Raw genomic sequence first — 23509 nt, 5'->3', positions numbered from 1 at the left:
CTCAGCTCGCCTTCCTGTGCTCGCGGACCACGGTTCCCAGGTCGTCCAGCGTGACCACCTCGGCGGCCAGCCTGGCCGCCAGCCGTACGGCGAGGCCCAGCCGGACCGGGCCGCTCTCGCAGTCGACGACCACGCACGCCACGCCCCTGAGCAGCCCGGCCGCCGCGTCCACGTCACCGCCCGCGGTCGCCCGCCCGTCGGTCACCACCACGACCAGCGGACGCCGGTCGGGATCGCGCATCCGCTCCACCCGCAGCACCTCCGCCGCCCTGGCCAGCCCCTCGGCCAGCGGCGTACGCCCGCCGGTCGGCAGCGACCGCAGCCGCGCCGCCCCCGCCTCCACCGACGACGTCGGCGGCAACGCCACCTCCGCGCCCCTCCCCCGGAACGTCACCAGCCCCACCTTGTCCCTGCGCTGGTAGGCGTCGAGCAGCAGGCTGAGCACCGCCGTCTTCACCGCGGTCATCCGCCTGCGCGCGGCCATCGAGCCGCTCGCGTCGACCACGAACAGCACGAGGTTGCTCTCCCTGCCCTCCCGCACGACCTCGCGCAGATCGCCGCCGCGCAGCAGCAGCCCGGCTCCGGTCCGACCCCGCTCCTTCTGGTACGGCGCCGCCGCCAGCAGAGTCGCCGGCAGGTGCAGATCCTTCACCTTGCCGTGCGGCACCCGCGCCCCGGTCGCCCTGCCACGCGGCGTACGCGCCCGCGACCTCCGCCCAGAAGCACCGGCCCCGAGCCCGGGAACCTTCATCACCGGCACCCGATACGGCGCCCCCACCCCGGCCACCGCCGTGACACCGCCCGAGGAGTCGTCCCCGCCTTCCTCCTGGTCCCCCGCCCCTCTTTGGTCGAGCTGGGAGTTGGGCCCGGGATCCGGCGTGGGTCCCGCCTCGCCCTGGTCGGGCTGGGAGCCGGGGCCGTCCGGTGGGGTGTCAGGGGTGCCGCCGCCGTCGGGGTCGTCGTCGCCCCGGTGGCGGTCCAGGAGTTCCTCCAGCAGGTCCTCGTCCAGCCCCGGCGCGTCGAACGGGTCCCGGCGCCGCCGGTGCGGCAGGGACAGCCGGGCCGCCACCCGCACGTCCTCCTCCGTCACCCGGTCCCGCCCCTGCCAGGCCGCGTGCGCCATGGCCGCGTTCGCCGTGACCAGGTCGGCGCGCAGGCCGTCCACCTCGAAGCCCGCGCACACCGCCGCGATCTGCAGCAGCCGCGTGTCGGGCAGCGCGACCCCGCCGCGCAGCAGCGCCCTGGCCCGCAGGATCCGCTCGCCGAGCGCGGACTCCTGGGCGGTCCACCGCGCCACGAACTCCTCGGGTGAAGCGTCGTAGGCCATGCGCCGCCGTACCACCTCGGCCCGCTCGTCCGGGTCCCGCGACGCCTTCACCTCGACGGTCAGTCCGAACCGGTCGAGGAGCTGGGGGCGCAGCTCGCCTTCCTCCGGGTTCATGGTGCCGACCAGGAGGAAGCGGGCGGCGTGCCGTACCGACACGCCTTCGCGCTCGACATAGCAGGTGCCGAGCGCGGCGGCGTCGAGCAGGAGGTCCACGAGGTGGTCGTGCAGGAGGTTGACCTCGTCGACGTAGAGCACGCCGCGGTGCGCGCCCGCCAGCAGTCCCGGCTCGAACGCCTTCACGCCTTCGGTCAGCGCGCGTTCGACGTCGAGCGAGCCGACGAGCCGGTCCTCGGAGGCGCCGACCGGCAGTTCGACCAGGGAGGCCGGCCGCCGGTGGCGGTGTTCGCCGGGGTCGTGCGGCCCGTCGGGGCAGTCCGGGTCCGGCGCGGCCGGGTCGCAGGCGAACCGGCAACCGGCCACCACGTCCACCGACGGCAGCTGGGCGGCCAGCGCGCGGACGATCGTCGACTTGGCGGTGCCCTTCTCCCCGCGGACGAGCACGCCGCCCACCCGGGGCGAGACGGCGTTGAGCACCAGCGCCAGCTTCAGGTCGTCGAGCCCGACGACCGCGCTGAACGGGTAGGTGGCGATCAAGAGGTGACCTTCCGGTGTTCGAGGGCGTCCCGGTTGACGTGGGCGACCCGCCAGCCGCCGCGGGTGACGGCCAGCTCGGTGGTGGACAGTGGCGCGAGGTCGAAACGGGCGGCGTGCAGCGGGGGCAGGCCGAGCGCGTGGCCGAGCGCGGCGCGGATGACTCCCGAGTCGCAGATGACCAGGAACGGCCGCCCGCGCCGGCCGTCGAACCTGGCCCGCGTCTCGTCGAGCCACCCCGTGACGCGCGCCGTCATCCGGTCGAGGCTCTCGCCGCCGTGGGGTGCCGCGCCGGGGTCGGCGAGCCAGCTCGCGAGCGCGTCCGGCTCCTCCTGGGCGACCCGCGTGTACGGCAGGCCGCCCCACCGGCCGTGATCCGCCTCGGCCAGCGCGTCGACCACGATGGGCGCGAGCCCCATGGCCGAGGCGGTCTGCAACGCGGCCACCGACGGCGCGACGAACGCCGCCCCCGCCTGCCCGGCCGTCAGTATCTCCCCAAGCCCACCGGGCTCCGCGTCGCCGGACACGCCGGGCTCGCGGAGTTCGCCGGGCTCGCGGAGCTCGGGCCGGGTGCCGGGTCCCGCGTATGACGCCGTCCTGGCCAGGTCGGCGGTCCCGGCCAGAAGGGCGGCCTTCGCCAGGCTGGCGCGATCGGCCTGCTCCGGCGCCGGGAAGCAGGCTGTGCGCATGCCTGGTGTGCTGGCATGCCGTACGAAAAGCACTCCGCTCAGCTCGGTGCGGCGGCTGGGACGGCGGCGGTGGTCCGGCGGGCGGCGCGCTCGCCCGCCCAGGCGAACAGCGCCCCGAACGCCGCCCAGAACACCAGCTGTGTCCCCAGCGACGCGAGCCGGAACTCCCACAGCAACGTGGCCGGAAAGCCCGCGGGCACCTCGTCGACCCGCGGCAGCAGCGCCAGCGCGGCGACCACCGGCACGAGGAAGGTCACGACGGTGACGCTCCAGCGCGCCCACGGACCACCGGTGACCCGGCGCCCACTGGCGACCGCGATGGCCACGGCGGCCAGGCCCACCAGCACCATGACCACGTAGAGCAGGGTCCGGCTGCCGATCGTGTGGGGGTCGCCGACGGCGGGCGGGTTGGCGGGATATTTCAGGAAGGGCAGCAGGACGATCGCCAGATAGGCCGTGCCCGCGGCGGCGAACGCGAGGGCGGGGTCCGACCTGGGCCCGACCCGTCCGCGCAGCCCGGCCACGACCAGGCCGAAGATGCCGCCGACGGCGAGACCGTAGAGGCCCGTCGCGAGGAACAGCCCGGCTTTCTGCACCGGCCTGCTGACCTCGGCCTCCTCACCGTGATGATCGTCGGCGGGCGCGGCGGGCGCTGCCGCCGCCGCGGCCTCTTCCAAAGCGATAGCGCTGTCGACGTGGGGCTCCCCCGCCAGGAAGGCGAAGGCGCCCGCGAACAGTCCGGCCAGCAGGCCCAGGAGCAGGCCTCTGACCACAAGGGTGCGCACCATCGTGCCCGGCCTCTAGTGGCAGGGCACGCCGAGCAGGTGGCGCCCGTCGTGCATCAGCTCGTGGAGCAGGGTGCCGGTCTGTGAGACCGCGCCGTTGTCCATCAGGACCAGGTACGCGATCAACAGGAACAACGGCACGCTCAGCAGCCAGGGCCGCAAACGGGGAAAGGGCACGGACGTCGAAGTGGTCCCACCACTCATCAAGGCCTCCTCAGGGATGACGCGTCCCAACAGGTGAGGTCACGGCCGTGAGGTGACCTGGCTCCCGGGATCTACGTCCCGGATACAGTGGCGCGTCCGCACCGGCATCTCACCGGATTTCCCCTGACAGCCGTGAAATCTACCGGAACGTATCCTTTCCTCCGGTTCTCGTCAACAGTCACGTGATCTTCGAGAGGTCGATGATCACGTTTTCGCCCTTGAGCGAATAGTGCACGAGCCGGCCGTCGCCGACGCCCGGGTGAACCACCTGCATCCCGCCATCGTCGCCGGGCCGGATGCCGAGGTCTCCCGAGCGGCCCGTGGCCAGGTCGAGCAGCGCCTGACCGCGGCCGGCCGAGTCGAACCGCACCGTCATGAACCGGTCCGCGGCGATTCCGGGCATAGGGATCTCGGGCAGGTCCCGCTCCTGGGTGCCGTCGCGCAGGCGCATGAAAGCGGTCCGGTCCGGCCTGGCGCCGACGCAGGTGAGCACGCCGCACCGCACCCAGGTCTCGCCCGCGCGCACCACCGCCCTGTTCGTCTCGCCCGTCTCGGCGTTGACGATCTCCTCGTAGCTGGTCTCGCCGTTGGGCGTGTAATCGCTCGGCGTCCCCGCCCATGGCCAGCTCAGGATGTGGTGCCGCTCGGCCCCCCGCACCGCCTCCACCTTCCCGCCCCCGAGGGGGAGGGTGGAGACGCCGCCGCCGTCCATCACGGAGAACGCCAGCCGGTCACCGGCCACCGCCATCGTGTCGACCCGTCCCGGCACGGTGGCCAGGCGCTCCGTGCTCCCGCCTTCGAGCGGGACCGACCACAGGCCGGTGCCGCCGTCCTCGATCGTGCTCCAGAAGACCCGGTCCGTGCCGATCGTCCAGTTGCTGGCGAAGACACCCTTCGGCGTGCGGATATTGGTGATCTTCCGGCTCGTCCGCGCCTCCAGGTCGTAGGCGTAGATCGCGTTGGCCTTCTCGTGGCTCTCCCACGTCTCGAACAGCACGGACCGGTCGCCGATCAGCTTCAGCGGGCGGATCTTCGCGCCGCCGCGCAGCTTGCCGGGGATCTTCGTGACGGCCGCCGGCCACACCTTCTCCACCGGCTCGGCCTCGGTGATCCGGGCCGGGGTGGAGGTGGGACGGATCGCGGGGATCGGCTGCCGCGGAGGTTCGCCGCGCAGCGCCACCGCGGCCCCTCCGGCGATCACCACGACCGCGACCGCCGCCATCAGCGCGTTCGCGCGGATCCTGCGTCGCCTGGACCGGCCGGCGATGTGCGCGGGCAGGCCCTGGGGGGCGTGTGGCGCGCGCTCGGCGGCGTGTCCGAAGGTGGTGCGCAGCTCGTCTTCCAGAGTCATCGGGCGCTCCCGTTCGTGGCGGAGGGGCGGTCGATCGCCGAGCGGAGCCTGCTCAGCCCGAGCGAGGCGTGGCTGCGGACCGTCCCCTGGGAGATGCCGAGCACCCCGGCGATCTCCGCGTCGGTCAGCTGCTCGTAGTAGCGCAGGACGAGCACGGCGCGCTGCTTCTTGGGCAGCCCTTCGAGCGCCTGCCAGAGCCCCTGCTCGGACTCCGAGGGCAGAACGTCCTCGTGCGAGGTCTCCGGCAGGTCCCAGCCGAGCCGTTCGCGCCGCCGTAACCGCCAGGTGCTGATGTGCAGCCTGGCCATGGTCACCCGCACGTAGCTCTCCGGGTCGCGTTTGCCACGCACCCGCGGCCAGGCCCGGTGCAGCCTGATCAGCGCCTCCTGGGTCAGGTCGGCCGCGTCGTGCGGGTTGCCGCTGAGCACGTACCCGTAACGCAGGAGCGCGTCGGCGCGCTCGGCGACGAACGCCGCGAAGTCGTCCACCCTGGCCTCACCCTTCTTCCGTCCATCACATCCCAGACGCACGAAGGGCGGATTCTGTTGAATGTGAGGTGAAACGCTTTACCTACTAGTTCAGTTGCCAATACCGGTGTCACGATCTACGTTGGGCCGAATGACAGACGAGCTGGACCGGATGTTCGCCGAGTTCCACGGGGAGATCGCCCGACTCCAGGGACTCCAGCAAGAGATCGAGCAGGTACGCGGCCGGGGTGAGGCCGCCGAGGGCCGGGTCGTCGCCGAGGCCACCATGACCGGCGCCCTGGCCGGGCTCACCATCGACCCCCGCGCCATGCGGCTCGGCTCCGACGAGCTGGCCGCCGCCGTCCTCCAGGCCGCCGCCGCGGCCGCCCGCGACGCCGGTGATCAGGCCAGGGCGCTGGCCGAGCCGTTCACCCCCGACGTGCTGCGATGAAGATCAACCCCACCCGCGCCTCCATCTACGGCTTCGGCGCCCTCGGCATCACCGCCTTCGTCTTCCAGATGCTCGCGGTCGACTACCCGGAAGGCGACCCCGACCGCGCCCGCCAGGCCCGAGACACCTGGCTACGGCTGGCCGAACGCGTGGAGAAGAGCTCCGGCAACACCTACCCCGCCGCCGAGTCGGTCTGGCGGCGCAACAGCGGCGAGGGGGTGGACGCCTTCAAAAGGACGGTCACCGCCGGCCTCTACCCGATGCCGCCGGCCCTCGGCTACCCGGGCAAACTGGCCGCAGCCTGCCGCGCGAACGCCGGGGCCTGCGACGACTTCGCCGAGATCGTCGAGACCGTACGGCACGCCTACTGGACCATGGCCCTGGCCAACCTCGCCAGCTTCATCTTCATCACCACGTTCCCGTGGCAGGCGGGGGCGGCGTACCAGATCACGCAGTTCCTCATGCGCAGGGCGCAGGCGAAGCTGCTGTCGAAGCTCCTGGAGCACGCGGTCGCGCGGGTCGTGCTGGCCAAGCTGACCGAGTACTCGATCGGCAGCGCCTTCTTCGCCATCGGCGACGTGGGCGTGGTCGCCGGGGTCAAGGCGGCGCGGGGCGAGGACCCGGGCTCGCTCGGCGACAACGCCCGGCAGGCGCTCAAGGAGTTCGCCGCCTCGGTGGCCTTCTACGGCGCCTTCGACGCGGCCATGCCCGCGGCCAGGGCCGTGACCAAGAACCTCGACCTGCAGTACTTCATCGGCCGCATGGCCGGCGGCTCCGTCGGCTACGGCCCCAGCTACGACGCCATGAACGGCCAGGGCGGCGAGGACCTGATCCCGACCTGGAAGGAAACGCTGGGCCGGATGCTCCTCTACTTCACGATGGCCCACAAACCCGCGGGGTGAGCAGGATGGAAATCGACCGCGCCCGGCTGCGCGCCGTCGCCGACGCCTACGACACCGAGCGCCGCGACCTGGCCGACCACGTACGGCGGGCCGCCGCGGAACTGACCGCCATCGGCGCCTTCTGGGGCGGTACCCAGGAGGGCGTCACGTTCTTCAAGGGCGACGGCGGCGCCCGCGGCTACGAGGCCCACACCGACCAGATCGCCAAGGGCCTGGTCCATCTGGACGAGGCCCACGAACAGCTCGCCGAACGCCTGCGCCTCATGGGCGACCTCGTCCGGGTCGCCAACTGGGACAGCATCGCCGACCTCCTGTCCAAGCTCCCCGAGCCGGACGAGAACCCCAAGATCTGGGGCTCACCCGCTGAGCCCGAGTAGGAAGGCCACCGGGACGGCCGCGACGGTCAGCGCCACCGCCCACCACCGCGGCGCCGGGCCGGCCTGCCTCAGCACGCTCACCCCGAGCGGCGCCAAGGCCACGACCAGGCCGGCGACGGCGAGCAGGGAGGGCAGGTCCGTGCTGCCCTTGAGCACGCCGAGCGGCAGCCCGGTGGCCGACGCGAGCGCGACGCAACGGGCCACGCCGACCGCGCCGGGACCGAACGCCTTCGCGCGGAAGGCTCCGACCGCCAGCACGATCCAGCCGGCCATGATGACGACGTTGACCGCCTTGAAGACGTGGACGGCCCCATACGTGCCGGCCACGGCCTTCTGCGCGGCCTCGAGCCCGAGCGCGTCGACCATCTGGAAGGCCAGGTGGCCGACCCCGGCGTGGAAGACCCGGCCGAACAACCCGAGCACCACCAGCGTCACGCCCCACCGCGCCCAGCCGGGGTGCGTGGCGGAGATCCGCCGGGCCAGCGCGACCGCGGCGGGCCACAGGAGCACGAGCCCGGCGGCGAACAGGCTGTAGGACAGAGTCATCGTGCCGGGCTGCCGGGCGTAGGCGGCGAGCTGGCCGGGGAAGAAGTCGTCCTGGCCGATCCGGGTCAGCACCCCGGCGAGAAGCAGGAGCGGGCCGAGCAGCAGCCCGGCCGCCTCGACCCACGGGCCGGGGAGAGAGTGTGTCCGCGTCATGCCGATCATTCAATCGGCGCAGGTCAGCGGGCACATTGGCACAGAGGCGAGTATTGCGGGTACACCTAGCACTACCCCCCGGCCGGTCGTTGGGGGGTAGATGCGGCACTGGTTCGCCCGGGAGATCGTCGACGCGGGGAAGCTCCGGCTGTTCTGCTTCTTCGTGCTGTTCCTGCTCACGTTCCTGTTCATCAGGTTCAGCGTCCGGATGATCAGGAAGCGGGTGCGGTGGTGGCCGGGGAACGTCACCCCGGGCGGGACGCACATCCACCATGTGGTGTTCGGGCTGGTCTTCATGTGCCTGGGCGGGATCGGCGGGCTCGCCGTACAGGATGGGAGTTCTCCGCCCGCGGGGGTGACCGCGGCGGTGTTCGGCGTGGGGGCGGCGCTCGTGCTCGACGAGTTCGCGCTGGTGCTGCATCTGCAGGACGTCTACTGGACCGAGCAGGGGCGGCTGTCGGTGGACACGGTGTTCATGGCGCTGGCGTTGTGCGGGCTCGGACTGCTCGGGGTCAGCCCGCTGGAGGTCGACGAACTGTTCACCGGCCAGGACCTGATCAACGGCGGGCTCGTCGTCACCGCGAACATCCTGTTCGCGGTGCTCAGCCTGACCAAGGGCAAGGTCTGGACCGGGCTGATCGGGGTCTACCTCACCCCGCTCGCGCTGGTCGGCGCCATCCGGCTGGCCAGGCCGGGCTCGCCGTGGGCGCGCCGGCGGTACCGGGAGGGGTCGCGCAAACTGCGGCGCGCCGAGTGGCGCGAGCGCCGGATCCGGGAGCCGATCGAACGGTTCAAGCACTCGGTCCAGGACGCGATCGCCGGTCGCCCCACCCCTTAATCCTTACGGCGTTTTGGCCCCGTACATTGGGCTTCGCCCTTGATGACGGACCGCGAAAGATTGTGACCGATGAACGACGATGACCTGCTCGCGGCCCGGTTCGAGACGCATCGCGCGCACCTGCGGGCCGTGGCCTACCGCATGCTGGGCTCGCTCGCCGAGGCCGAGGACGCCGTCCAGGAGGCGTGGTTCCGCCTCAGCAGGACCGACGTGAGCGACGTCGAGAACCTCGCCGGCTGGCTCACCACCGTCACCGGGCGGGTCTGCCTCGACATGCTGCGCTCACGCGAGTCCCGGCGCGAGGACCCCATCGGCGAACGGCTGCCCGACCCGATCGTGAGCGTCGGCGACCATGTGGACCCGGAGCACGAGGCCCTGCTGGCCGATTCGGTCGGGCTGGCGCTGCTCGTGGTGCTCGACACGCTGGCGCCCGCCGAGCGGCTGGCGTTCGTGCTGCACGACATGTTCAGCGTGCCGTTCGAGGAGGTCGCGGCGATCGTCGAACGCTCCCCCGCCACCACCCGGCAACTCGCCAGCCGGGCCCGCCGCCGGATCCAGGGCGCCCGTGTCGCTCCCGACCCCGACCTGGCCCGGCAGCGCGAGGTCGTCGCCGCGTTCCTGTCCGCCGCCCGTGACGGCGACTTCGGGGCGCTGGTCTCCGTGCTCGACCCGGACGTGGTGCTGCGCGTCGAGGGCGCCGACGTGCCGATCGGCACGCTGCGGGTGATCCGCGGGGCCGCCGAGGTGGCGGGCCAGGCGATGTCGTTCCGCGCGATGGCGGACCGCTACGTGCCGGTGCTGGTCAACGGGGCCGTGGGCATGATGTCCGCACCGAACGGCAAGCCCAAGATCGTCGCCGCGGTCACCGTGTCCGGCGGGAAGATCGTGGCCATGGACATCCTCGCCAGCCCTGAGCGCCTGCGCGGGCTCGCCTTCCTGCCCTCGCCGCCCCGCGACCCCGCCTCTTCGTCCGACGACCAGGACCGACGCTGACCCCGGCTGCCAGCCTCGCGGCCGGGGAGGACGTACGATCAGCGGGTGACCGAAAAGACCGAAACCGTACCTGGCTGGCTCGCTCCCGAAGAGCTGGAGTCGATTCGCGGACGCATGCCGATCCTCTACATCGACGCCGTCCCCGTGCGAGTCGACGAGACCGGTGTCGTGACCCACGTCGGCCTCCTGCTGCGCATCAGCTCCGACGGCGAGGTCAGCCGGGCGCTGGTCTCCGGCCGGGTCCGGCACCACGAACGGGTCCGCGACGCGCTGATGCGGCACCTGGAGAAGGATCTCGGGCCGGTGGCGCTGCCGAACATCCCGATCTCGCCCCAGCCGTTCACGGTCGCGGAGTACTTTCCGACGCCGGGCGTCACGCCGTACCACGACCCGAGGCAGCACGCGGTCTCGCTGGCCTACATCGTCCCGGTGTCCGGTGACTGCCGCCCGCGGCAGGACGCGCTCGACCTCGTCTGGTTCACTCCCGAGGAGGCGTCGTCCCCGATGGTGCAGCAGGAGATGGCCGGCGGGCAGGGCGTGCTGCTCAAGCAGGCACTAGCACATGTGGGACGCTTGACCTGATTTGTAAGCGACGCGTCACTCTGCGCTCAACTCGGAGTCACGTTCGCCTGTCAAGCTCGGTCACATGCGACGACTGGGCTTCATCATCGTGACCGCGTTGACGACCCTGACGACCCTGACGCCGACGGTCTCCGCCGCCGCCGACCCCACCAACGTCGCCCATCGGGGCGCCTCGGCCGACGCCCCGGAAAACACCCTCGCCGCCTTCAGGCTCGCCGGCCGGCAGGGCGCCGACATGTTCGAGCTCGACGTCCGCGAGACCAAGGACCATCAGCTCATCCTCCTGCACGACCCCACGCTGACCAGGACCACCAACGTCGAAAGCGTCTTCCCCGACCGCGCGCCGTGGCCGCTGAGCGCCTTCACCCTGAGTGAGCTCCGCAGACTCGACGCGGGCTCATGGTTCGGCTCCGGTCACTCCGGCGAACGCGTCCCGACCCTCGGCGAGACCCTGCGCACCATGAAGGGCAGCGGCATGGGCCTGCTCCTGGAGATCAAGGACCCGGACCAGTACCCAGGCATCGAGCGCCGCGTGGCCGCCGAACTCCGCAAGAACTCCTGGTGGCTGCAGCCCGGCCGCCTGGTCGTCCAGTCCTTCGACTGGCGCTCGATGCGTACCTTCCACCACAGAATGCCGCGCATCCCGGTAGGCCTCCTCGGCACGCCCCCGGTAGGCCAGCTCCGCACCCTGTCCCGCTACGCCACCCAGATCAACCCGCCCTACCGGTACGTCACCCGGGCCTACGTGAACCGCATCCACAGGCTGGGCATGAAGGTCTTCACCTGGACCGTCAACGACCGCGCCGAGTGGCGCCGCCTGGCCTCCCAAGGCGTCGACGGCATCATCACCGACCGGCCCGGCATGCCGTGACTCACTCCTTGACCGGAATCCGCCGCACCCGCATGATCTCCGCGCCCTCTCTCCGCCACACCTCCCCTTCTTCGGTACGGCCCAGCCGCCGATAGACCTGTCCGAGCACGATGGCGATCCTGCCCCGGGTGAGCTCGTCATCGTGCGCCAGGCCGGCGGCCGCCTCCAGCAGGTGGGCCGCCTCCTGATTTCGCCCGGCAACGGCCAGCGCCCGCCCTCGCTGATAGGTCAGCAGCGCCTTGCCCCGTGCGTCTCCCAGCACTTCATAGGCGCGGACCCCCTCCTCGAAACGCTCGGCCGCGGCGTCGGTGTCGCCCCGGGCCAGTTCGAGCAGCCCCCGCGTCTCGATCATCACCGCCCGCACCTCGGCCGCCTTCTGGGCGACAGCCCCACCCTCAGCACTCTCACTCCCGGCGCCTGCGCTCCCAGCGCTCTCGCCCCCGGCGCCTGCGCCCCCAGCCCGCTCGCCCCCAGCGCTTTTGTCCCCAGCGCTTTTGTCCCTAGCGCTTTCGCCCCCAGCGCTTTCGCCCCTAGCGCTCCCGGCGCTCGCGGCGCTTTCTGGGCTTTCGCCTCCCGCGCTCCCCGGCCCAGGGTTCTCGGTTCCGGTGCGCGTTGGCTCTGGTGTCTTGGTCGCATCGGCGGCCCGCTCCACCCCGGCAGCGGCCTTGGCCAGTTCGGCCTCGGCCGCCGGGAAGTCCGACAGCTCGATCAACGCCCTGGCCGTCTGGTCACGCATCCGCGCCTCAGCCGCCCAGTCACCGAGCCGGTGCGCGGACAGGGTCCCGAGCCTGCTGGTCTCCAGCCAGTCGGCGTAGTGCTTGCGGTTGGCATAGAGCGCCCACATGGCCTCGGCGCTCCGCCGTACCAGCTCATCCCACCCCGCGGTGGAGGCCTGCCGCAGCAACGCCAGCAGATTCCCCCGCTCGCTCTCCAGCCAGTCCAGCGCCTCACCGGGACCGTCGAACACCCCCGGCTCCCCAGGACGGTCCAGGACCAGGCAGTGCGCCGCGGTGACCATGCGCGAATACCAGGCCGCCGCCCGCCGCAGAGCCTCATCCCGCTCGGCCGCGGGCTCCCCTTCGGCAGCGTGCGCCGCATGCCCCCGAACCAGCTCATGCAGCCGATACCGCTCGGGCAGCGCCTCCACCACCAGGTACGTCTCCAGAAGCGCCCCGATCAACGGCCGCACCTCACCACCCGCGAGCGCGCCGGCCAGAGCAGCGGTGAAATCGCTCCCAGGCAACAGCCCCAGCAGTCGGTAAAGGCGCGCCGCGTCGGGCGGCAGTCCGCGATACGCGGTCTCGAACACCGCTTCCACAACGGGTTCCCTTCCGCGGCGAACCGACCGGGGCGTTGCGGACCCCGATGGTCGCCACGGAAGAAGTCTCGCGTTCACCCACAACAAGAGCAAGACCGGTTGAATAGACCATGAATTCCCACCCCGGATCGAGAGGTCAGAGCCATGATCCGCGTCGCCACCCTGAACGTCTGGGGCAGACAGGGCCCCTGGCCGTCCCGCCTGGCCCTGATCCGCCAAGAACTCACCGACCTCAGCCCGGACGTCATCGGCCTCCAGGAAGTCTGGCGCCACGAGGGCCGCTGCCAGGCAGAAGAAATAGCCGGCGACCTAGGCTACGAAATCGCCTACGCCCCCGCCTTCACCGCCGAAGACGGCCGCATCCAGGGCAACGCCATCCTGACCCGCCTCCCCATCACCGCCCAGCACCACATCCCCCTCCCCGTGGCCGGCCACGAACCGAGAGCCCTCCTCTACGTCCAGGCCGGCGACCTCCCCGTCTACGTCACCCACCTGAACTGGCAACCCGGCCACAGCCCCATCCGCCAGGAGCAGGCCCGCTTCATCACCGCCCACATGGCCGGTCCCCCCGCGGTCCTGCTGGGCGACTTCAACGCCACCCCGGACTCCCCGGAAATCCAATACCTGAGCGGATGCTTCACCGACGCCTGGACCGCAACAGGCGACGGCACCCCCGGCGACACCTTCTCCCGCGAGAACGCCTTCGTCAGCCAGTACGACGACGAGCCCACGAGACGCCTGGACTACATCTTCACCAGCGCTCGCCCGGTCCGGACCTGGCTGACCTTCACCACCCCGCACAACAACATCTGGCCCTCAGACCACTACGGCCTGGCCTGCGACCTGACCCTCCCGGAACCCGACCCCTTAGGACCTCAGTCGAGGTTGTTGCGCTGACGAACTAGGTTTGCGATGGCCAAAATCTTCGGCCGCCCAGTTGCCTTGAAGGAGAGCCCGTGCCGGAATATCTCAGGGATCCAGTATTGATCTTCCTCGCGAAAAACGACGCCATTGGCGGCAAGAATCTCCAGGTTCTCATTGGACAGTCCCACCGCTTCAGGGCTGAACGGAATTCGCTTTTGCTCCACACCTAGAGCGTCAAGGTGCTTGAGAAGCTCTCCGACCTGCGGACTTTCATCGCCAATTGCCTGGATCTTCTCCCGACTGCATTGCACCAGGGCTTTCCTCATCGCGGCGGGCGCGAGCAAGCGGTCTGTCGAGCGAGTGTCTGCAACCGACAAGGCAGCCGACTCTTTGAGGAAGGTAACAATATCGCGGGCCTGAATCTGACCATTGAAATCTGACAGCGCAGCAAGGAACCAGCCGTCCGATCGCGCTTCACGCGAGCGCAGTGATCCCATTTTCTCTCCCCACACGGGAAGAAGCCATTCACTGAGCCGCTGATCTTTGGCCGAGACCACCTCGTCTGAGGTCAACCCCGGGAGAGCGTTCGAGCGTTGCGTCACCCAGAGGGCAAGCCTGAGAGCTTCGGCCGGGTTCCACTTGAGTTCATACTCGCTGTATCGAGCGAAAAACTGTCCATAATTCTGCTTGATAGCCGCCTGAACCAGATCACGCCGAACAAAGATCACCAGTCCGAGTGGCCGACCACGCAGACTCCTCAACCAGTCAATGCAGTCGATCAATAGAACTCGGAGTGCCTGGACCTGGGCACTGTCATCGGAGAAATCTTGAAGGAGATCCTCGAGTCCGTCTATGAGAAAGATTCTCCTGTTAAAACGACCGAATTCAGCCAGCTTCTCCTCGACGTCTATGGGGCTGGTCCTGATCCCTATGGCGCGCGCCATGCACGTGAGCCAAACCTGCCTCCATTGTAGATCTGTCAGCTCCGAACGGAGGGACTCATCGATGACATCACGCAGGTCAAGCTGGCTATATGATTCCGAGTCAGTTGACACTGACGCGCTGTGTTGAATTTCTTCAACTCGTTGCCTGGTGGCGTCATTGAGGTTCTTGGAGACGAAGACCGGCGCCAACAAGGCGTCTAGAGCTACTTCTTCAACGCCCACGTCACGTGCGTACTTCCGCCAGGTTCTACGGAAACACATCTGTATCTGGGTAAAGGTTTTCCCGGAACCTTTCGCGCCTGCCACCACACACAGCGGCGGCTCCGTCCGATGTGACGTCAGCAGATTTCGGAGCGACTCAGTAGGCAGAAAGGCAGTATCATCCGCTGTCTCGGCATAAACCAGTCGTCGAGCGAAATCACCCAGGGCCTCACGGAGAGGCACGAGGTTATCCTGCAGGTTGACACGGAGCGACTCTACAGCATGCGATTCATCGGAAAGAGTCGAACTCTTCGAAGGAGCAAGGCCTTCAGCCAATGACGCAAGCATCCCTTCAAGTTGATGACGTCGAGTAAGCTCCACAACTTCCTCCCAAGAGGACGGCAGAGCTAGAAGCCCGTCTTGAAAGGCGCTAAAGATTGGCTCCAGTTTGAGGTCGCCATCGACGGTCCGGTCCTCATTGTCCTCTGGACGCGGTTCGAGTGTCTCTGCGATGGCATCTCGAAGCATTGCGGCAGCCTTGGCTGCCTGGTCGCGGTGTCCCTGTTCTCTGAACTGAGTTACGATAGCAATGCTCGATGGATCGTCAGCTCGGCTCGGGGCTCTTCGGCCGAGCTCCTGAATAGTGCGAATCGAACCATATAGCGATTGGTTGCTAATGGTGGTGACGAAGATGCGCTGAACTCGCGGATCCAGCAACACCGGAGCCGCAAGTTCGCTGCTTCCCGCACGGAGATCGATCAGAACCGACCGCGCATCCAGATGGCATGCAAGTTCGGCAATGGATTCTGTTAGAAAGTAGATAGACCGGTCGGGGGTTAGGAGATCGGTGGGCTCAAGCCGAGACGGTGCTATGTCGTGCAGGGAACGACGGGTAGGCATGATGATCACGTTGTCCAGCGTCTGGTTCAACAGATAGGTCGCACCCAATGACACTGCATCTGACGGACGGCCATCCTCGGAGGAGTGCAGAAGTGCGAGGAAGTCTTCGTAGCTGAAGTCAACGCGCCGGCCCCGAGATGCGAACATCCAGGTGATTCCCGGCGCTTCGAGGTCAGCGTCAATAAGAAGCACTCGCTCACCACGCCGCGCAATGGCGTCTGCAAGAGCCACACCGTGCAGGGTACGTCCCACCCCACCTTTGAAAGAGTGCAGCGCGGCGATCCGCACGTTGCCGGGGAACGACAGATCGGGAGGAGGCAAGGGTTGACCGAGGGCACGAACGACGCGCCGCTCACGCCACCGGGGCTCCCGCCGTGGAATATCGGGGTCTCGGTGAGAAACCATGATCGGGAGTAGCCTTGTGGCAGTGCGTCCAGGAACATCGTCGAGACGAAGCGCATTGATCTGCTCATGGAGCACAACCGAGCCGACACCAAACCGCTCGCTCAGCCAAGACAAGGCGGCTTCCGATGATGCCTGCGGATCAATCCTGAGTTCGAGGCCGTCCCAGAAGGCATCGCACTCGTGGAGCCAAGCAGGCCATTGGTTCTGCGTCGCGAGCATCGCCAAGTGGGCGTCCACGTCCATCCAGGTGTAGAGACGCTCCGGTACTTTGGTCCACAGGTCTGGCATGATCATGCCCTCAATTCTTGCCGACACCAGTCCAGCAGGTCACGTAGCACCGCGAGAGCCTCTTGCTCGTGCTCCTTGCGAAGGGTGTGCCCGTAACGCCACGCCTGATGCAGGTCGCGGAACTCGACCTGTACCTTTGCCATGTTGTGGCTCGCACAGTGTTGCATTCGTGCGCATAGATGGGGAGGCAGCCGCAACTCCTTAGCAAGTTTCTGCAAGTCATGGCTTCTGAGATGTTCGGGAAGCTGAGCCGTCGAGCGTAGGTTGAGACGACCTAGGAGAGCCGCCTTTAGGCCGCACTCAGCGCCATAGAAAAGAAGCACTGCTGCTGGAGAGCCTTCTGAAAGAAGTTCAGCCGCCTGCTGGTGGGCGCAGGAACTCGCAAAAAGTTGGCGTCTGCCGACATCCACGGGCACGTTGCGTAATCTATCGAGACTGGCCGTGTCCAGCAGGCGCTCCACTGAAGATGCAGCAACTGATCTGCCGAGACTGACCGCTTTAGCACTCCATATGAGTCCAAACATAGCCAAATCGGCCACCGGCGGGCACCTTCCCCTGGCGTGGGCCTGTGATGACCGCCTTCCAACTGCCGATCCCCGGTCGATGAGAAGGCGAACGGTTCAAGTTCGCTGAACGCCTGCCATCGGCGATGGCTAGCGCGATCACGATAGGCGGAGCACTGTTGCCCCGGGCGGGCTCCAACCGGCCAACCACCCAACTGGGCCTCAGGCACCGCCCCCGCCTGTCCGCTTTTACCTGACCCGCCAAAGAGCTCACCAGCCTCGCACATCCGCAGTTCTTTGAAGCACCTTGATGCGCGCGGCCTCGTGTGCGCGAGAAGCGGTGTTCGCGGAGCTTGCAGATTCAATTGCCTTGCGTACGGCTCACTGGGCAGAAGTCCCCGCTCCGCCAAGGCCGGCGTAGAGGACGATCGGCTCCTGACCGCCCTGGCTGAGCGGTAGAACCCTTGTCCGCCTCAGAGTCGAAAGAGCTCGGGTGGGCTTGGCATACGTACCGTTTGGCCAGCGCAGCGTGACATTACGGAGAGTGGTGGACCTGCTGCGAAGGGTGAAGCCTGGTGAGGTCCATCCCCACGACAGAAGGGAAACCTCATGCGCCCGATCCCCCTCATGCTGGTGGCCGCCGCCGCGACGCTCGCGTTCGTCGGCACCGGTCCCGCCTTCGCCGCACCAGGCGTCGTGTTCCTCCACTCGCCGAGCGGCGCGCAAAAGACCGTCGAGAACCCTCAGCCCCACGTGTGTCACGTAGGCACCGGCGCCGGCTCCTTGGTGCGTAATGCCACCGAGGGGACCATCCTGGTGTTCCCCGACTCCGCATGCCGGACCAGGATCTTCAACCCGGTCGAGCCCGGCGAAGTCCGGGTGGACAACGTCGGCAGCTTCATGGCGCTTGACTGACCGATGACGCCGGACCAGGCGGCCACGGTGAGGGCGGCCGCCTGGTCCGGTTGTGCCGTGTTACTGGCGCTGAGCTTCAAGGCGCGTGCCATCGAGCCGGGCGATAGCGTGACCGGAACGCGGCGGAGCGAAGCGGAGCACCTCTGTCCAGGGCGGGGTCCAACTGCCCAATCACTTAGGCGGGCAGCGGGCGGGCCCAGACAGAACGCGCGGAGCGAAGCGGAGCACCTCTGTCCAGGGCGGGATCCAACCGGCCAAGCACCTAGCCGGGCAACGGGCGGGCCCAGACAGAACGCGCGGAGCGAAGCGGAGCACCTTAGCCCGGGGCGGGCCTCGGGCAGGGCGCGCGGAGCGTAGCGGAGTTTCTTTTGGGTTAGATTTCGCAGTTGGTTTCGGTGTCCGGGTCGGGGCCGCCGTCGCAGTCGTCGGCTGCTCCGGTGCCGCCGTCCAGGTGGTCGGTGCCGTAGCTGCCGCGTAGCGTGTCGTTGCCTGCTCCGGCCTCCATGGTGTCGTTACCCGTTCCACCGTTCAGGGTGTCTGTCACTGGGCCGCCGTACAAGGTGTCGTTGCCGCTGCCGCCGGTCACCGTGTTCGCTCCCGGGCCGCCGTACACCGTGTCGTGGCCGGCGTCGCCGTACAGGATGTCGTTGTCCCAGTCGCCGAAGACCTCGTCGTCGCCGGAGCCTCCGGACACGGTGTCGTTGCCCTTCACGCCGCTGACGAAGTCGTTGCCCAGTCCGCCGTAGATGCTGTCGTTGCCGTCCCAGCCCATGATGGTGTCGTCGCCCGCGCCGCCGCTCAGCACGTTGGCGGCTGCCGTACCCTCCAGGAGATCGTTGCCTGAGCCGCCTGTGACGTTCTCGATGCCGGGCAGGCCGTCGTTCTCTCCTGGTTCGCCGCATGGGCACGCTGTCAGCTTCACCGTCACCGCGGCTACTCGGGAGGCGTAGCTGACGGTGTCGGTGCCCAAGCCGCCGTCGATGGTGTGACGGCCCGGCCCGGAATGGATGACGTCATTGCCCGTGCCGCCGCTCACCAGCGAGCCGATGCTCCCCGGGTAGCCGTACGCCACGTCGTTTCCGGCTCCGAGGCCGATCAGGGCGTGGTTGGGGCCGGTCGGGTTGACGATGTCGTCCAGGTCGCCGACGTCGATGATGAGCTGGCCGCTGAACGTGGCGGCGGCGGTGCATTCGACGAGTGTCAGGTCGGCCGGGTCGGGGTGGGCGCAGCCGTTCAGCGGAGTGATGGGGACGATGTCGTCCACGAGGTAGGTGTCGGCGTCCGGTGCGGTGAAGGTCACATGGTTGACCTGTCCGGGCGCGGCCTTGTACTCGAGCTCGCCGGACATGACCCGGGCGAAGGTGTCCGCGCCAGAAGCACCGAACGTGGCGGAGGTGCCGGAAGCGACGGAGGTGCCGGAAGCGACGGAGGTGCCGGAAGCGACGGACGTGGCGGAGGCGGGGGTCGCGGGCGAGGCTCCGAACGCGACGAGAAGGGCCGCCGTGGCGGCCATGGCTAACTTGCTGGCTGGTCTCATGGTCGGACTGTGCGCCCGTCCCATTGCTCCGGACTTGCAGCCTGCTGACAGTTAGGGCGGATGCCCGATACCGCCGGAAGCCCGGGAAATCTAGCGTTTTGACCTGCAAGAATTCCCGCTTCGAGGAGCGACATGAACACCGCGATAGCCGTCCAAGGGCTTCACAAGAGCTTCGGCAAGGCGCCCGCGCTGGACGCGCTCGACCTGACCGTCCACACCGGTGAGGTGCACGGCTTCCTTGGCCCGAACGGTTCAGGAAAGTCGACGACGATCCGGATCCTGCTCGGGCTGATGCGGGCCGACTCCGGCTCCGTACGCCTGCTGGGCGGCGACCCCTGGAAGGACGCGGCCGAGCTGCACCGGCGGCTGGCGTACGTGCCGGGCGACGTGAGCCTGTGGCCGTCGCTGACCGGCGGCGAGGTGATCGACCTGCTGGGCCGGATCCGGGGCGGCCAGGACCGTACGCGGCGCGCGGAGCTGCTGGAACGCTTCGAGCTTGACCCGCGCAAGAAGGCCAGGACGTACTCCAAGGGCAACCGGCAGAAGGTGGCCCTGGTAGCCGCGTTCGCCTCCGACGCCGAGCTGCTCATCCTGGACGAGCCCACCTCGGGCCTGGACCCGCTGATGGAGGCGGTCTTCCAGCAGTGCGTGGCCGAGCAGAAGGTGCTGGGCCGCACGGTGCTGCTGTCGTCGCACATCCTGTCGGAGGTGGAGGCGTTGTGCGATCGCGTGAGCATCATCCGCGCCGGCCACACGGTCGAATCGGGCACTCTGTCCGAACTTCGCCACCTCACCATGACCCAGATTTCCGCCGAAATTTCGGGGAAAATCCCGGCGCTCCCCACCGCCCGCAACCTCACCACCAACGGCCGGAAGATCAGCTTCCAGGTCGACGACCAGGACCTCGACACGACCATGCTGACCCTCGCCCAGTCCGGCATCGTCAGCCTGACCAGCACCCCACCCTCCCTCGAAGACCTTTTCATGCGCCACTACGCGGCCGAGAAATCCGGCCACTCCGCGGCCGGGAAGGGCAGCCACTCCGCGGCCGAGAATTCCAGCCACTCCGTGGCAGGAAAGGGCAACCACTCCGTGGCAGAGAAGGACAGCCACTCCGCGGCAGGAAAGAGCAGCCACCCCGCAGCCGGGAAGGGCAACTGACCATGCACGGCACCTGGACCCTCATCAAGCTCGTCATCCGCCGCGAACGCCTCATCACCCCCGCCTGGATCCTCCTGCTGGCGGTCCTCGCCGCCGGCCAGGCCAACCGCTACGCCCAGACCTTCCAAACGCCCCAGTCCATAGCCGACTTCGCCCGCGAGATGACCGCCAACAAGGCGCTGACCGCCTTCGCCGGCGAGGTCTACTCCCCCTCGATCGCCGGCATGGCCGTCTGGAAGAACGCCGACGCCATCTACACGATCCTCGCCCTGATCGCGATCCTCACCGTGATCAGGCACACCAGGGGCGAGGAGGAGTCCGGCCGCGCCGAACTGGTCGGGGCCGGAGTGATCGGCCGCCTGGCTCCGCTGACGGCGGCGCTCGCCGTCACCGCCACCTCCATGCTGCTGGCGGGCATCGTCACCGCGTTCTCCATGATCAAGCTCGGTTTCGACGTCACCGGCTCGCTCGCCTTCGGCGCCGCCATCACCGGGGTCGGGCTCGTCTTCACCGGCGTGGGCGCGCTGGCCGCCCAGTTCACCGAGGGCGCCAGGACCGCGATCGGCCTGGCGGCCATGGGTCTCGGCCTGTCGTACCTGCTGCGTTTCGTCGCCGACGGCGGCGCGGGCGACGCGGTGAAGTGGGCCTCCCCGCAGGGCTGGTCGCACCTGGTCCAGCCGTACGCCGCCAACGACCTGGCCGCGCTCCTGCCCAGCCTGGCCCTCTCGCTGGCCACGATGGCGGCCGCGTACCGGCTCAACGCCCGCCGCGATCTCGGCCACGGCATCCTGGCCCAGCGTCCCGGCCCGGCGCACGCGCGCCGGCTGTCCTCCCCACTGGCCCTGGCCTGGCGTCTGCACAAGGGGCTGCTGACCGGCTGGAGCATCGGCTACGCCGTCGCCGGTCTGGTGCTCGGCGCCCTGGCCCTGTCGATCCCCGAAGTCTCCCGCCAGGGCGCCTCGGTCGAGGAGTTCCTGCGCCGCTACACCGCCTCCCCCGAGGCCGGCATGACCGACGCGTACCTGTGGCTGATCAGCCTCTCGCTCGGCTACGTCGCCGCCCTCTACCCCCTGCTCGCCCTGCTACGGCTGCGCGCCGAGGAGACCACCGGCCGCGCCGAACTCCTGCTGGCCCACCCCGTGGGCCGCCTGCGCTGGGCCTGGAGCCACCTGGTGTTCGCGCTGGCCGGGCCGGTCGTCATCCTGGGCCTCGCGGGCCTGGCGATGGGCGTGGCCGTCGGCGACCCGCTGTCGGTGCTGCCCGGCACGCTGGTGCAGGTCCCGGCCGTCTGGGTGCTGGCCGGGGTGGGTGTGCTGGCCTTCGGGGTCCTGCCCAAGGCGGCCGCCGCGATCAGCTGGGCCGCGTTCCTGTTCGTCAACCTCTTCGGCGAGGTGCTCGGCCCGATCATCGGGATCGACTACTGGATCGCCAAGTACTTCGTCCCGTTCCCCAACCTGCCGATGGTCCTGTCGGGCGAGAACTTCAGCGCCGTTCCCCTCCTGATCATGACCGCGCTCACCGCGGCGCTCACCGCCGCGGGGCTGACCGCCCTCAACCGCAGGGCCCTGGTCTGAGTACGTCAGGACTCCAGGTAGGCCAGAACCGCCAGCACCCGGCGGTTCTGGTCGTCGCTGGGCGGCAGCCCGAGCTTGGCGAAGATGCTGGACGTGTGCTTGCCGATCGCCTTCTCGGTGACCACGAGCCGGGCGGCGATGGCATGGTTGGACAGGCCTTCGGCCATCAGCCCCAGCACCTCCCGCTCCCGCGGCGTCAGGCCGGCCAGCGGCTCGTCCCGCCCGCGCCTGGTGAGGAGCTGGGCGATGACCTCGGCGTCCATGGCGGTGCCGCCGGCGGCGACCGTACGGACCGAGTCGACGAACTGCTCGACATCCCCGACCCGGTCCTTCAGCAGATAGCCCACGCCACCGGATCGGTCGGACAGAAGCTCGTGGGCGTAGAGCTGCTCCACGTACTGCGACAGGATCAGCACCGGCAGCCCCGGCACCCGGCGGCGGGCCTCAAGGGCGATGCGCAGGCCCTCGTCGGTCTGGGTGGGCGGGAGCCGTACGTCGACGACGGCCACGTCGGGGCGGTGCTTGAGCAGGGCGGCGAGCAGCATCGGGCCGTTGTCGACCGCCTCGACCACCTCGAAACCGTGCGTGGACAGCAGGCGGATCAGGCCGTCCCGGAGGAGTGCGAGATCTTCCGCGATGACAACGCGCACGGCAACTCCATGGTCAGTTCTGTCGGCCCGCCAGCGGGGCTGGCCACGGTGAGGGTGCCGTCGAAGGCGGACAGGCGGCGTTCGATGCCGAGCAGGCCCGTACCGGCGGAAGGCCACGCGCCGCCCCGGCCGTCGTCGCGGATGGTGAGCCTGATTCGGTCGCCGGGGTAGCGCAGCCGTACCCACGCGCGGGTGGCCTGGCTGTGAGCGGCCACGTTGGAGAGGGCCTCGGCGGCGGCGAAGTACAGCGCGGACTCCACCGGCGCCTCGGGGCGGCCGGGCAGGTCGAGGTCGAGCTCGACCGGCACCGGGCAGAGCATCGCGGCGGCCCGGATCGCGCCGGTGAGGCCGCGGTCGGCGAGCACCGGAGGGTGGATGCCGCGGACGAGGCCCCGCAGGTCGTCCAGAGCTTGGGCGGCCGAGCGCCAGGCCTCCTCGACGAGTTCGCGGGTCAGGGCGGGGTCGGTGCTCTTCCTGGCCAGGCCGAGGTTCATGCGCATGGCGATGAGCCTGGCCTGGGCGCCGTCGTGCAGGTCGCGTTCGATCCTGCGCAGTTCGGCGGCCTGCGCGTCGACGGCGGCGGCACGGGAGGCGGTCAGCTCCCTGATGCGCCGCGCCTCGGGCGTCTCGCCGAGCAGCAGCAGCGCCAGATAGTCCTGGAAGCGGAGGGAGGTGTAGGCGGTCAGCGCGCTGAGCAGGGTGATCGCGATGATCGACAGCGTGAACGCGATCGTCAGGTTCTTCGACGGGTACGGGGTGTAGACCCTCCAGATGACCCCGATCATCGAGAGCATGCTGCCGATCGCCAGGACGGTGCCGGGTCCCATCACCCCGTGCGCCGCCAGCCAGGCGATGACGCGCAGGTCGCCGGGGTCCGGCTCGCGTACCCGGCCCAGGGTGCGGGCGGCGCGCAGGATCGGGCGCGGCGCGAACGGCAGCGCGAGCAGCAGCGCCAGCGCCGCCACCCCGGTGAGCACGTTGAGCGCGGCGCGCACCGCCCAGCCCCGTCCGATCCTCTCCACCCCTGCAGTCTGCCCTCTCCCGGGCGGTGCGTCGGTAGGC

24 protein-coding genes and 1 riboswitch are annotated in these 23509 nt (G+C 69.3%); of the genes, 11 read left to right on the top strand and 13 right to left on the bottom strand.

What is annotated here, in order from left to right:
- Position 1: 1 nt before the first annotated feature.
- The 6 genes from ACIBHY_RS34480 to ACIBHY_RS34455 form a co-directional block, all read right to left on the bottom strand.
- On the bottom strand, positions 2 to 1981 hold the full coding sequence (locus ACIBHY_RS34480; RefSeq protein WP_397308880.1) for a putative cobaltochelatase: 1980 nt from the start codon (positions 1979 to 1981) through the stop codon (positions 2 to 4).
- Entirely contained in the window at positions 1978 to 2667 is a 690-nt protein-coding gene (locus tag ACIBHY_RS34475; protein ID WP_397308879.1) for a histidine phosphatase family protein, read from the bottom strand. Before ACIBHY_RS34475 ends, ACIBHY_RS34480 begins: the two co-directional genes overlap by 4 nt.
- A 38-nt stretch (positions 2668 to 2705) precedes the next feature.
- Entirely contained in the window at positions 2706 to 3455 is a 750-nt protein-coding gene (locus ACIBHY_RS34470; RefSeq protein WP_397252639.1) for a CbtA family protein, read from the bottom strand.
- 12 nt (positions 3456 to 3467) lie between these two features.
- Positions 3468 to 3629 (bottom strand): CbtB-domain containing protein, encoded by a 162-nt coding sequence (locus tag ACIBHY_RS34465; protein ID WP_397252640.1) that lies wholly within the window; start codon positions 3627 to 3629, stop codon positions 3468 to 3470.
- Between the two features lie 28 nt (positions 3630 to 3657).
- Positions 3658 to 3805: riboswitch (adenosylcobalamin (AdoCbl) riboswitch) on the bottom strand.
- Positions 3806 to 3834: 29 nt separating this feature from the next.
- Positions 3835 to 5007, bottom strand: coding sequence for a hypothetical protein (locus ACIBHY_RS34460; RefSeq protein WP_397308878.1), 1173 nt, complete (start codon positions 5005 to 5007; stop codon positions 3835 to 3837).
- Complete coding sequence (locus ACIBHY_RS34455; RefSeq protein ID WP_397252642.1) at positions 5004 to 5495, bottom strand: SigE family RNA polymerase sigma factor; 492 nt, start codon at positions 5493 to 5495, stop codon at positions 5004 to 5006. Before ACIBHY_RS34455 ends, ACIBHY_RS34460 begins: the two co-directional genes overlap by 4 nt.
- 130 nt (positions 5496 to 5625) lie before the next feature.
- On the opposite strand from ACIBHY_RS34455, the gene ACIBHY_RS34450 reads away from it, so the two are divergent.
- Genes ACIBHY_RS34450 through ACIBHY_RS34440 form a run of 3 tightly spaced genes read left to right on the top strand, consistent with a single transcriptional unit; the run spans position 5626 to position 7204 of the window.
- Entirely contained in the window at positions 5626 to 5925 is a 300-nt protein-coding gene (locus ACIBHY_RS34450) for a YbaB/EbfC family nucleoid-associated protein (RefSeq protein ID WP_397308877.1), read from the top strand.
- The gene (locus ACIBHY_RS34445) at positions 5922 to 6827 is read left to right on the top strand and encodes a hypothetical protein (protein ID WP_397308876.1); all 906 of its coding nucleotides are present in this window, start codon (positions 5922 to 5924) and stop codon (positions 6825 to 6827) included. The genes ACIBHY_RS34450 and ACIBHY_RS34445 overlap by 4 nt, the downstream gene beginning before the upstream one ends.
- A 5-nt stretch (positions 6828 to 6832) precedes the next feature.
- Positions 6833 to 7204 (top strand): hypothetical protein, encoded by a 372-nt coding sequence (locus tag ACIBHY_RS34440; RefSeq protein WP_397252645.1) that lies wholly within the window; start codon positions 6833 to 6835, stop codon positions 7202 to 7204.
- Here ACIBHY_RS34440 and ACIBHY_RS34435 read toward each other — a convergent pair.
- Positions 7184 to 7903: a hypothetical protein gene (locus ACIBHY_RS34435; RefSeq protein ID WP_397252646.1), complete on the bottom strand. Its 720-nt coding sequence runs from the start codon at positions 7901 to 7903 to the stop codon at positions 7184 to 7186. The genes ACIBHY_RS34440 and ACIBHY_RS34435 overlap by 21 nt on opposite strands.
- 100 nt (positions 7904 to 8003) lie before the next feature.
- Between ACIBHY_RS34435 and ACIBHY_RS34430 the strand changes: the two genes are divergently transcribed.
- The 4 genes from ACIBHY_RS34430 (at position 8004) to ACIBHY_RS34415 (ending at position 11187) form a co-directional block, all read left to right on the top strand.
- A complete protein-coding gene (locus tag ACIBHY_RS34430; RefSeq protein ID WP_397308875.1) occupies positions 8004 to 8741 on the top strand; it encodes a hypothetical protein in 738 nt (245 codons plus the stop codon).
- Positions 8742 to 8810: 69 nt separating this feature from the next.
- The gene (locus tag ACIBHY_RS34425; RefSeq protein ID WP_397252648.1) at positions 8811 to 9734 is read left to right on the top strand and encodes a sigma-70 family RNA polymerase sigma factor; all 924 of its coding nucleotides are present in this window, start codon (positions 8811 to 8813) and stop codon (positions 9732 to 9734) included.
- Positions 9735 to 9779: 45 nt separating this feature from the next.
- Entirely contained in the window at positions 9780 to 10316 is a 537-nt protein-coding gene (locus tag ACIBHY_RS34420; RefSeq protein ID WP_184971135.1) for an NUDIX hydrolase family protein, read from the top strand.
- A gap of 64 nt (positions 10317 to 10380) precedes the next feature.
- A complete protein-coding gene (locus tag ACIBHY_RS34415) occupies positions 10381 to 11187 on the top strand; it encodes a glycerophosphodiester phosphodiesterase (RefSeq protein WP_397308874.1) in 807 nt (268 codons plus the stop codon).
- A gap of 1 nt (position 11188) precedes the next feature.
- Here ACIBHY_RS34415 and ACIBHY_RS34410 read toward each other — a convergent pair whose 3' ends face one another.
- Complete coding sequence (locus ACIBHY_RS34410) at positions 11189 to 12505, bottom strand: hypothetical protein (protein WP_397308873.1); 1317 nt, start codon at positions 12503 to 12505, stop codon at positions 11189 to 11191.
- A 144-nt stretch (positions 12506 to 12649) separates the two neighbouring features.
- On the opposite strand from ACIBHY_RS34410, the gene ACIBHY_RS34405 reads away from it, so the two are divergent.
- Positions 12650 to 13402, top strand: a complete 753-nt coding sequence (locus ACIBHY_RS34405) for an endonuclease/exonuclease/phosphatase family protein (protein WP_397308872.1) — start codon at positions 12650 to 12652, stop codon at positions 13400 to 13402.
- Here the strand turns inward: ACIBHY_RS34405 and ACIBHY_RS34400 are convergent.
- Both ACIBHY_RS34400 and ACIBHY_RS34395 read right to left on the bottom strand, forming a co-directional pair.
- On the bottom strand, positions 13381 to 16113 hold the full coding sequence (locus tag ACIBHY_RS34400; protein ID WP_397308871.1) for a KGGVGR-motif variant AAA ATPase: 2733 nt from the start codon (positions 16111 to 16113) through the stop codon (positions 13381 to 13383). The genes ACIBHY_RS34405 and ACIBHY_RS34400 overlap by 22 nt on opposite strands.
- Positions 16110 to 16646 (bottom strand): hypothetical protein, encoded by a 537-nt coding sequence (locus ACIBHY_RS34395; RefSeq protein ID WP_397109457.1) that lies wholly within the window; start codon positions 16644 to 16646, stop codon positions 16110 to 16112. The genes ACIBHY_RS34400 and ACIBHY_RS34395 overlap by 4 nt, the downstream gene beginning before the upstream one ends.
- A gap of 573 nt (positions 16647 to 17219) precedes the next feature.
- Between ACIBHY_RS34395 and ACIBHY_RS34390 the strand changes: the two genes are divergently transcribed.
- Entirely contained in the window at positions 17220 to 17525 is a 306-nt protein-coding gene (locus ACIBHY_RS34390; protein WP_397252654.1) for a hypothetical protein, read from the top strand.
- A gap of 373 nt (positions 17526 to 17898) precedes the next feature.
- Here ACIBHY_RS34390 and ACIBHY_RS34385 read toward each other — a convergent pair whose 3' ends face one another.
- On the bottom strand, positions 17899 to 19062 hold the full coding sequence (locus ACIBHY_RS34385) for a calcium-binding protein (protein ID WP_397308869.1): 1164 nt from the start codon (positions 19060 to 19062) through the stop codon (positions 17899 to 17901).
- Positions 19063 to 19194: 132 nt separating this feature from the next.
- Between ACIBHY_RS34385 and ACIBHY_RS34380 the strand changes: the two genes are divergently transcribed.
- Together ACIBHY_RS34380 and ACIBHY_RS34375 are read left to right on the top strand one after the other, a co-directional pair.
- Positions 19195 to 20223, top strand: coding sequence for an ATP-binding cassette domain-containing protein (locus ACIBHY_RS34380; RefSeq protein WP_397308868.1), 1029 nt, complete (start codon positions 19195 to 19197; stop codon positions 20221 to 20223).
- A 2-nt stretch (positions 20224 to 20225) separates the two neighbouring features.
- On the top strand, positions 20226 to 21797 hold the full coding sequence (locus ACIBHY_RS34375) for an ABC transporter permease (RefSeq protein ID WP_397308867.1): 1572 nt from the start codon (positions 20226 to 20228) through the stop codon (positions 21795 to 21797).
- Positions 21798 to 21802: 5 nt separating this feature from the next.
- Here the strand turns inward: ACIBHY_RS34375 and ACIBHY_RS34370 are convergent, their stop codons facing one another.
- Positions 21803 to 22447 carry a response regulator gene (locus tag ACIBHY_RS34370; RefSeq protein ID WP_397308866.1) on the bottom strand — a complete coding sequence of 215 codons (645 nt, stop codon included), beginning with the start codon at positions 22445 to 22447 and terminating at the stop codon, positions 21803 to 21805.
- Positions 22399 to 23469 (bottom strand): sensor histidine kinase, encoded by a 1071-nt coding sequence (locus ACIBHY_RS34365; protein WP_397308865.1) that lies wholly within the window; start codon positions 23467 to 23469, stop codon positions 22399 to 22401. Before ACIBHY_RS34365 ends, ACIBHY_RS34370 begins: the two co-directional genes overlap by 49 nt.
- Positions 23470 to 23509: the final 40 nt, after the last annotated feature.

Source organism: Nonomuraea sp. NPDC050547 (genome assembly GCF_044457345.1).
In the GTDB taxonomy this organism is placed as follows: Bacteria; Actinomycetota; Actinomycetes; order Streptosporangiales; family Streptosporangiaceae; genus Nonomuraea.
The sequence above is the reverse complement of the archived record's forward strand: the minus strand, read 5'-3'. Positions and strand labels throughout refer to the sequence as shown.

What these genes read in the sequence shown, in the direction of transcription:
- ACIBHY_RS34380 (WP_397308868.1), top strand. Translation starts at nt 19,195, where the DNA reads ATGAACACCGCGATAGCCGTCCAAGGGCTTCACAAGAGCTTCGGCAAG.
- ACIBHY_RS34435 (WP_397252646.1), bottom strand. Translation starts at nt 7,903, where the DNA reads ATGACGCGGACACACTCTCTCCCCGGCCCGTGGGTCGAGGCGGCCGGG.
- ACIBHY_RS34390 (WP_397252654.1), top strand. Translation starts at nt 17,220, where the DNA reads ATGCGCCCGATCCCCCTCATGCTGGTGGCCGCCGCCGCGACGCTCGCG.
- ACIBHY_RS34475 (WP_397308879.1), bottom strand. Translation starts at nt 2,667, where the DNA reads ATGCGCACAGCCTGCTTCCCGGCGCCGGAGCAGGCCGATCGCGCCAGC.
- ACIBHY_RS34440 (WP_397252645.1), top strand. Translation starts at nt 6,833, where the DNA reads ATGGAAATCGACCGCGCCCGGCTGCGCGCCGTCGCCGACGCCTACGAC.
- ACIBHY_RS34400 (WP_397308871.1), bottom strand. Translation starts at nt 16,113, where the DNA reads ATGATCATGCCAGACCTGTGGACCAAAGTACCGGAGCGTCTCTACACC.
- ACIBHY_RS34460 (WP_397308878.1), bottom strand. Translation starts at nt 5,007, where the DNA reads ATGACTCTGGAAGACGAGCTGCGCACCACCTTCGGACACGCCGCCGAG.
- ACIBHY_RS34445 (WP_397308876.1), top strand. Translation starts at nt 5,922, where the DNA reads ATGAAGATCAACCCCACCCGCGCCTCCATCTACGGCTTCGGCGCCCTC.
- ACIBHY_RS34385 (WP_397308869.1), bottom strand. Translation starts at nt 19,062, where the DNA reads ATGAGACCAGCCAGCAAGTTAGCCATGGCCGCCACGGCGGCCCTTCTC.
- ACIBHY_RS34415 (WP_397308874.1), top strand. Translation starts at nt 10,381, where the DNA reads ATGCGACGACTGGGCTTCATCATCGTGACCGCGTTGACGACCCTGACG.
- ACIBHY_RS34425 (WP_397252648.1), top strand. Translation starts at nt 8,811, where the DNA reads ATGAACGACGATGACCTGCTCGCGGCCCGGTTCGAGACGCATCGCGCG.
- ACIBHY_RS34430 (WP_397308875.1), top strand. Translation starts at nt 8,004, where the DNA reads ATGCGGCACTGGTTCGCCCGGGAGATCGTCGACGCGGGGAAGCTCCGG.
- ACIBHY_RS34375 (WP_397308867.1), top strand. Translation starts at nt 20,226, where the DNA reads ATGCACGGCACCTGGACCCTCATCAAGCTCGTCATCCGCCGCGAACGC.
- ACIBHY_RS34470 (WP_397252639.1), bottom strand. Translation starts at nt 3,455, where the DNA reads ATGGTGCGCACCCTTGTGGTCAGAGGCCTGCTCCTGGGCCTGCTGGCC.
- ACIBHY_RS34405 (WP_397308872.1), top strand. Translation starts at nt 12,650, where the DNA reads ATGATCCGCGTCGCCACCCTGAACGTCTGGGGCAGACAGGGCCCCTGG.
- ACIBHY_RS34450 (WP_397308877.1), top strand. Translation starts at nt 5,626, where the DNA reads ATGACAGACGAGCTGGACCGGATGTTCGCCGAGTTCCACGGGGAGATC.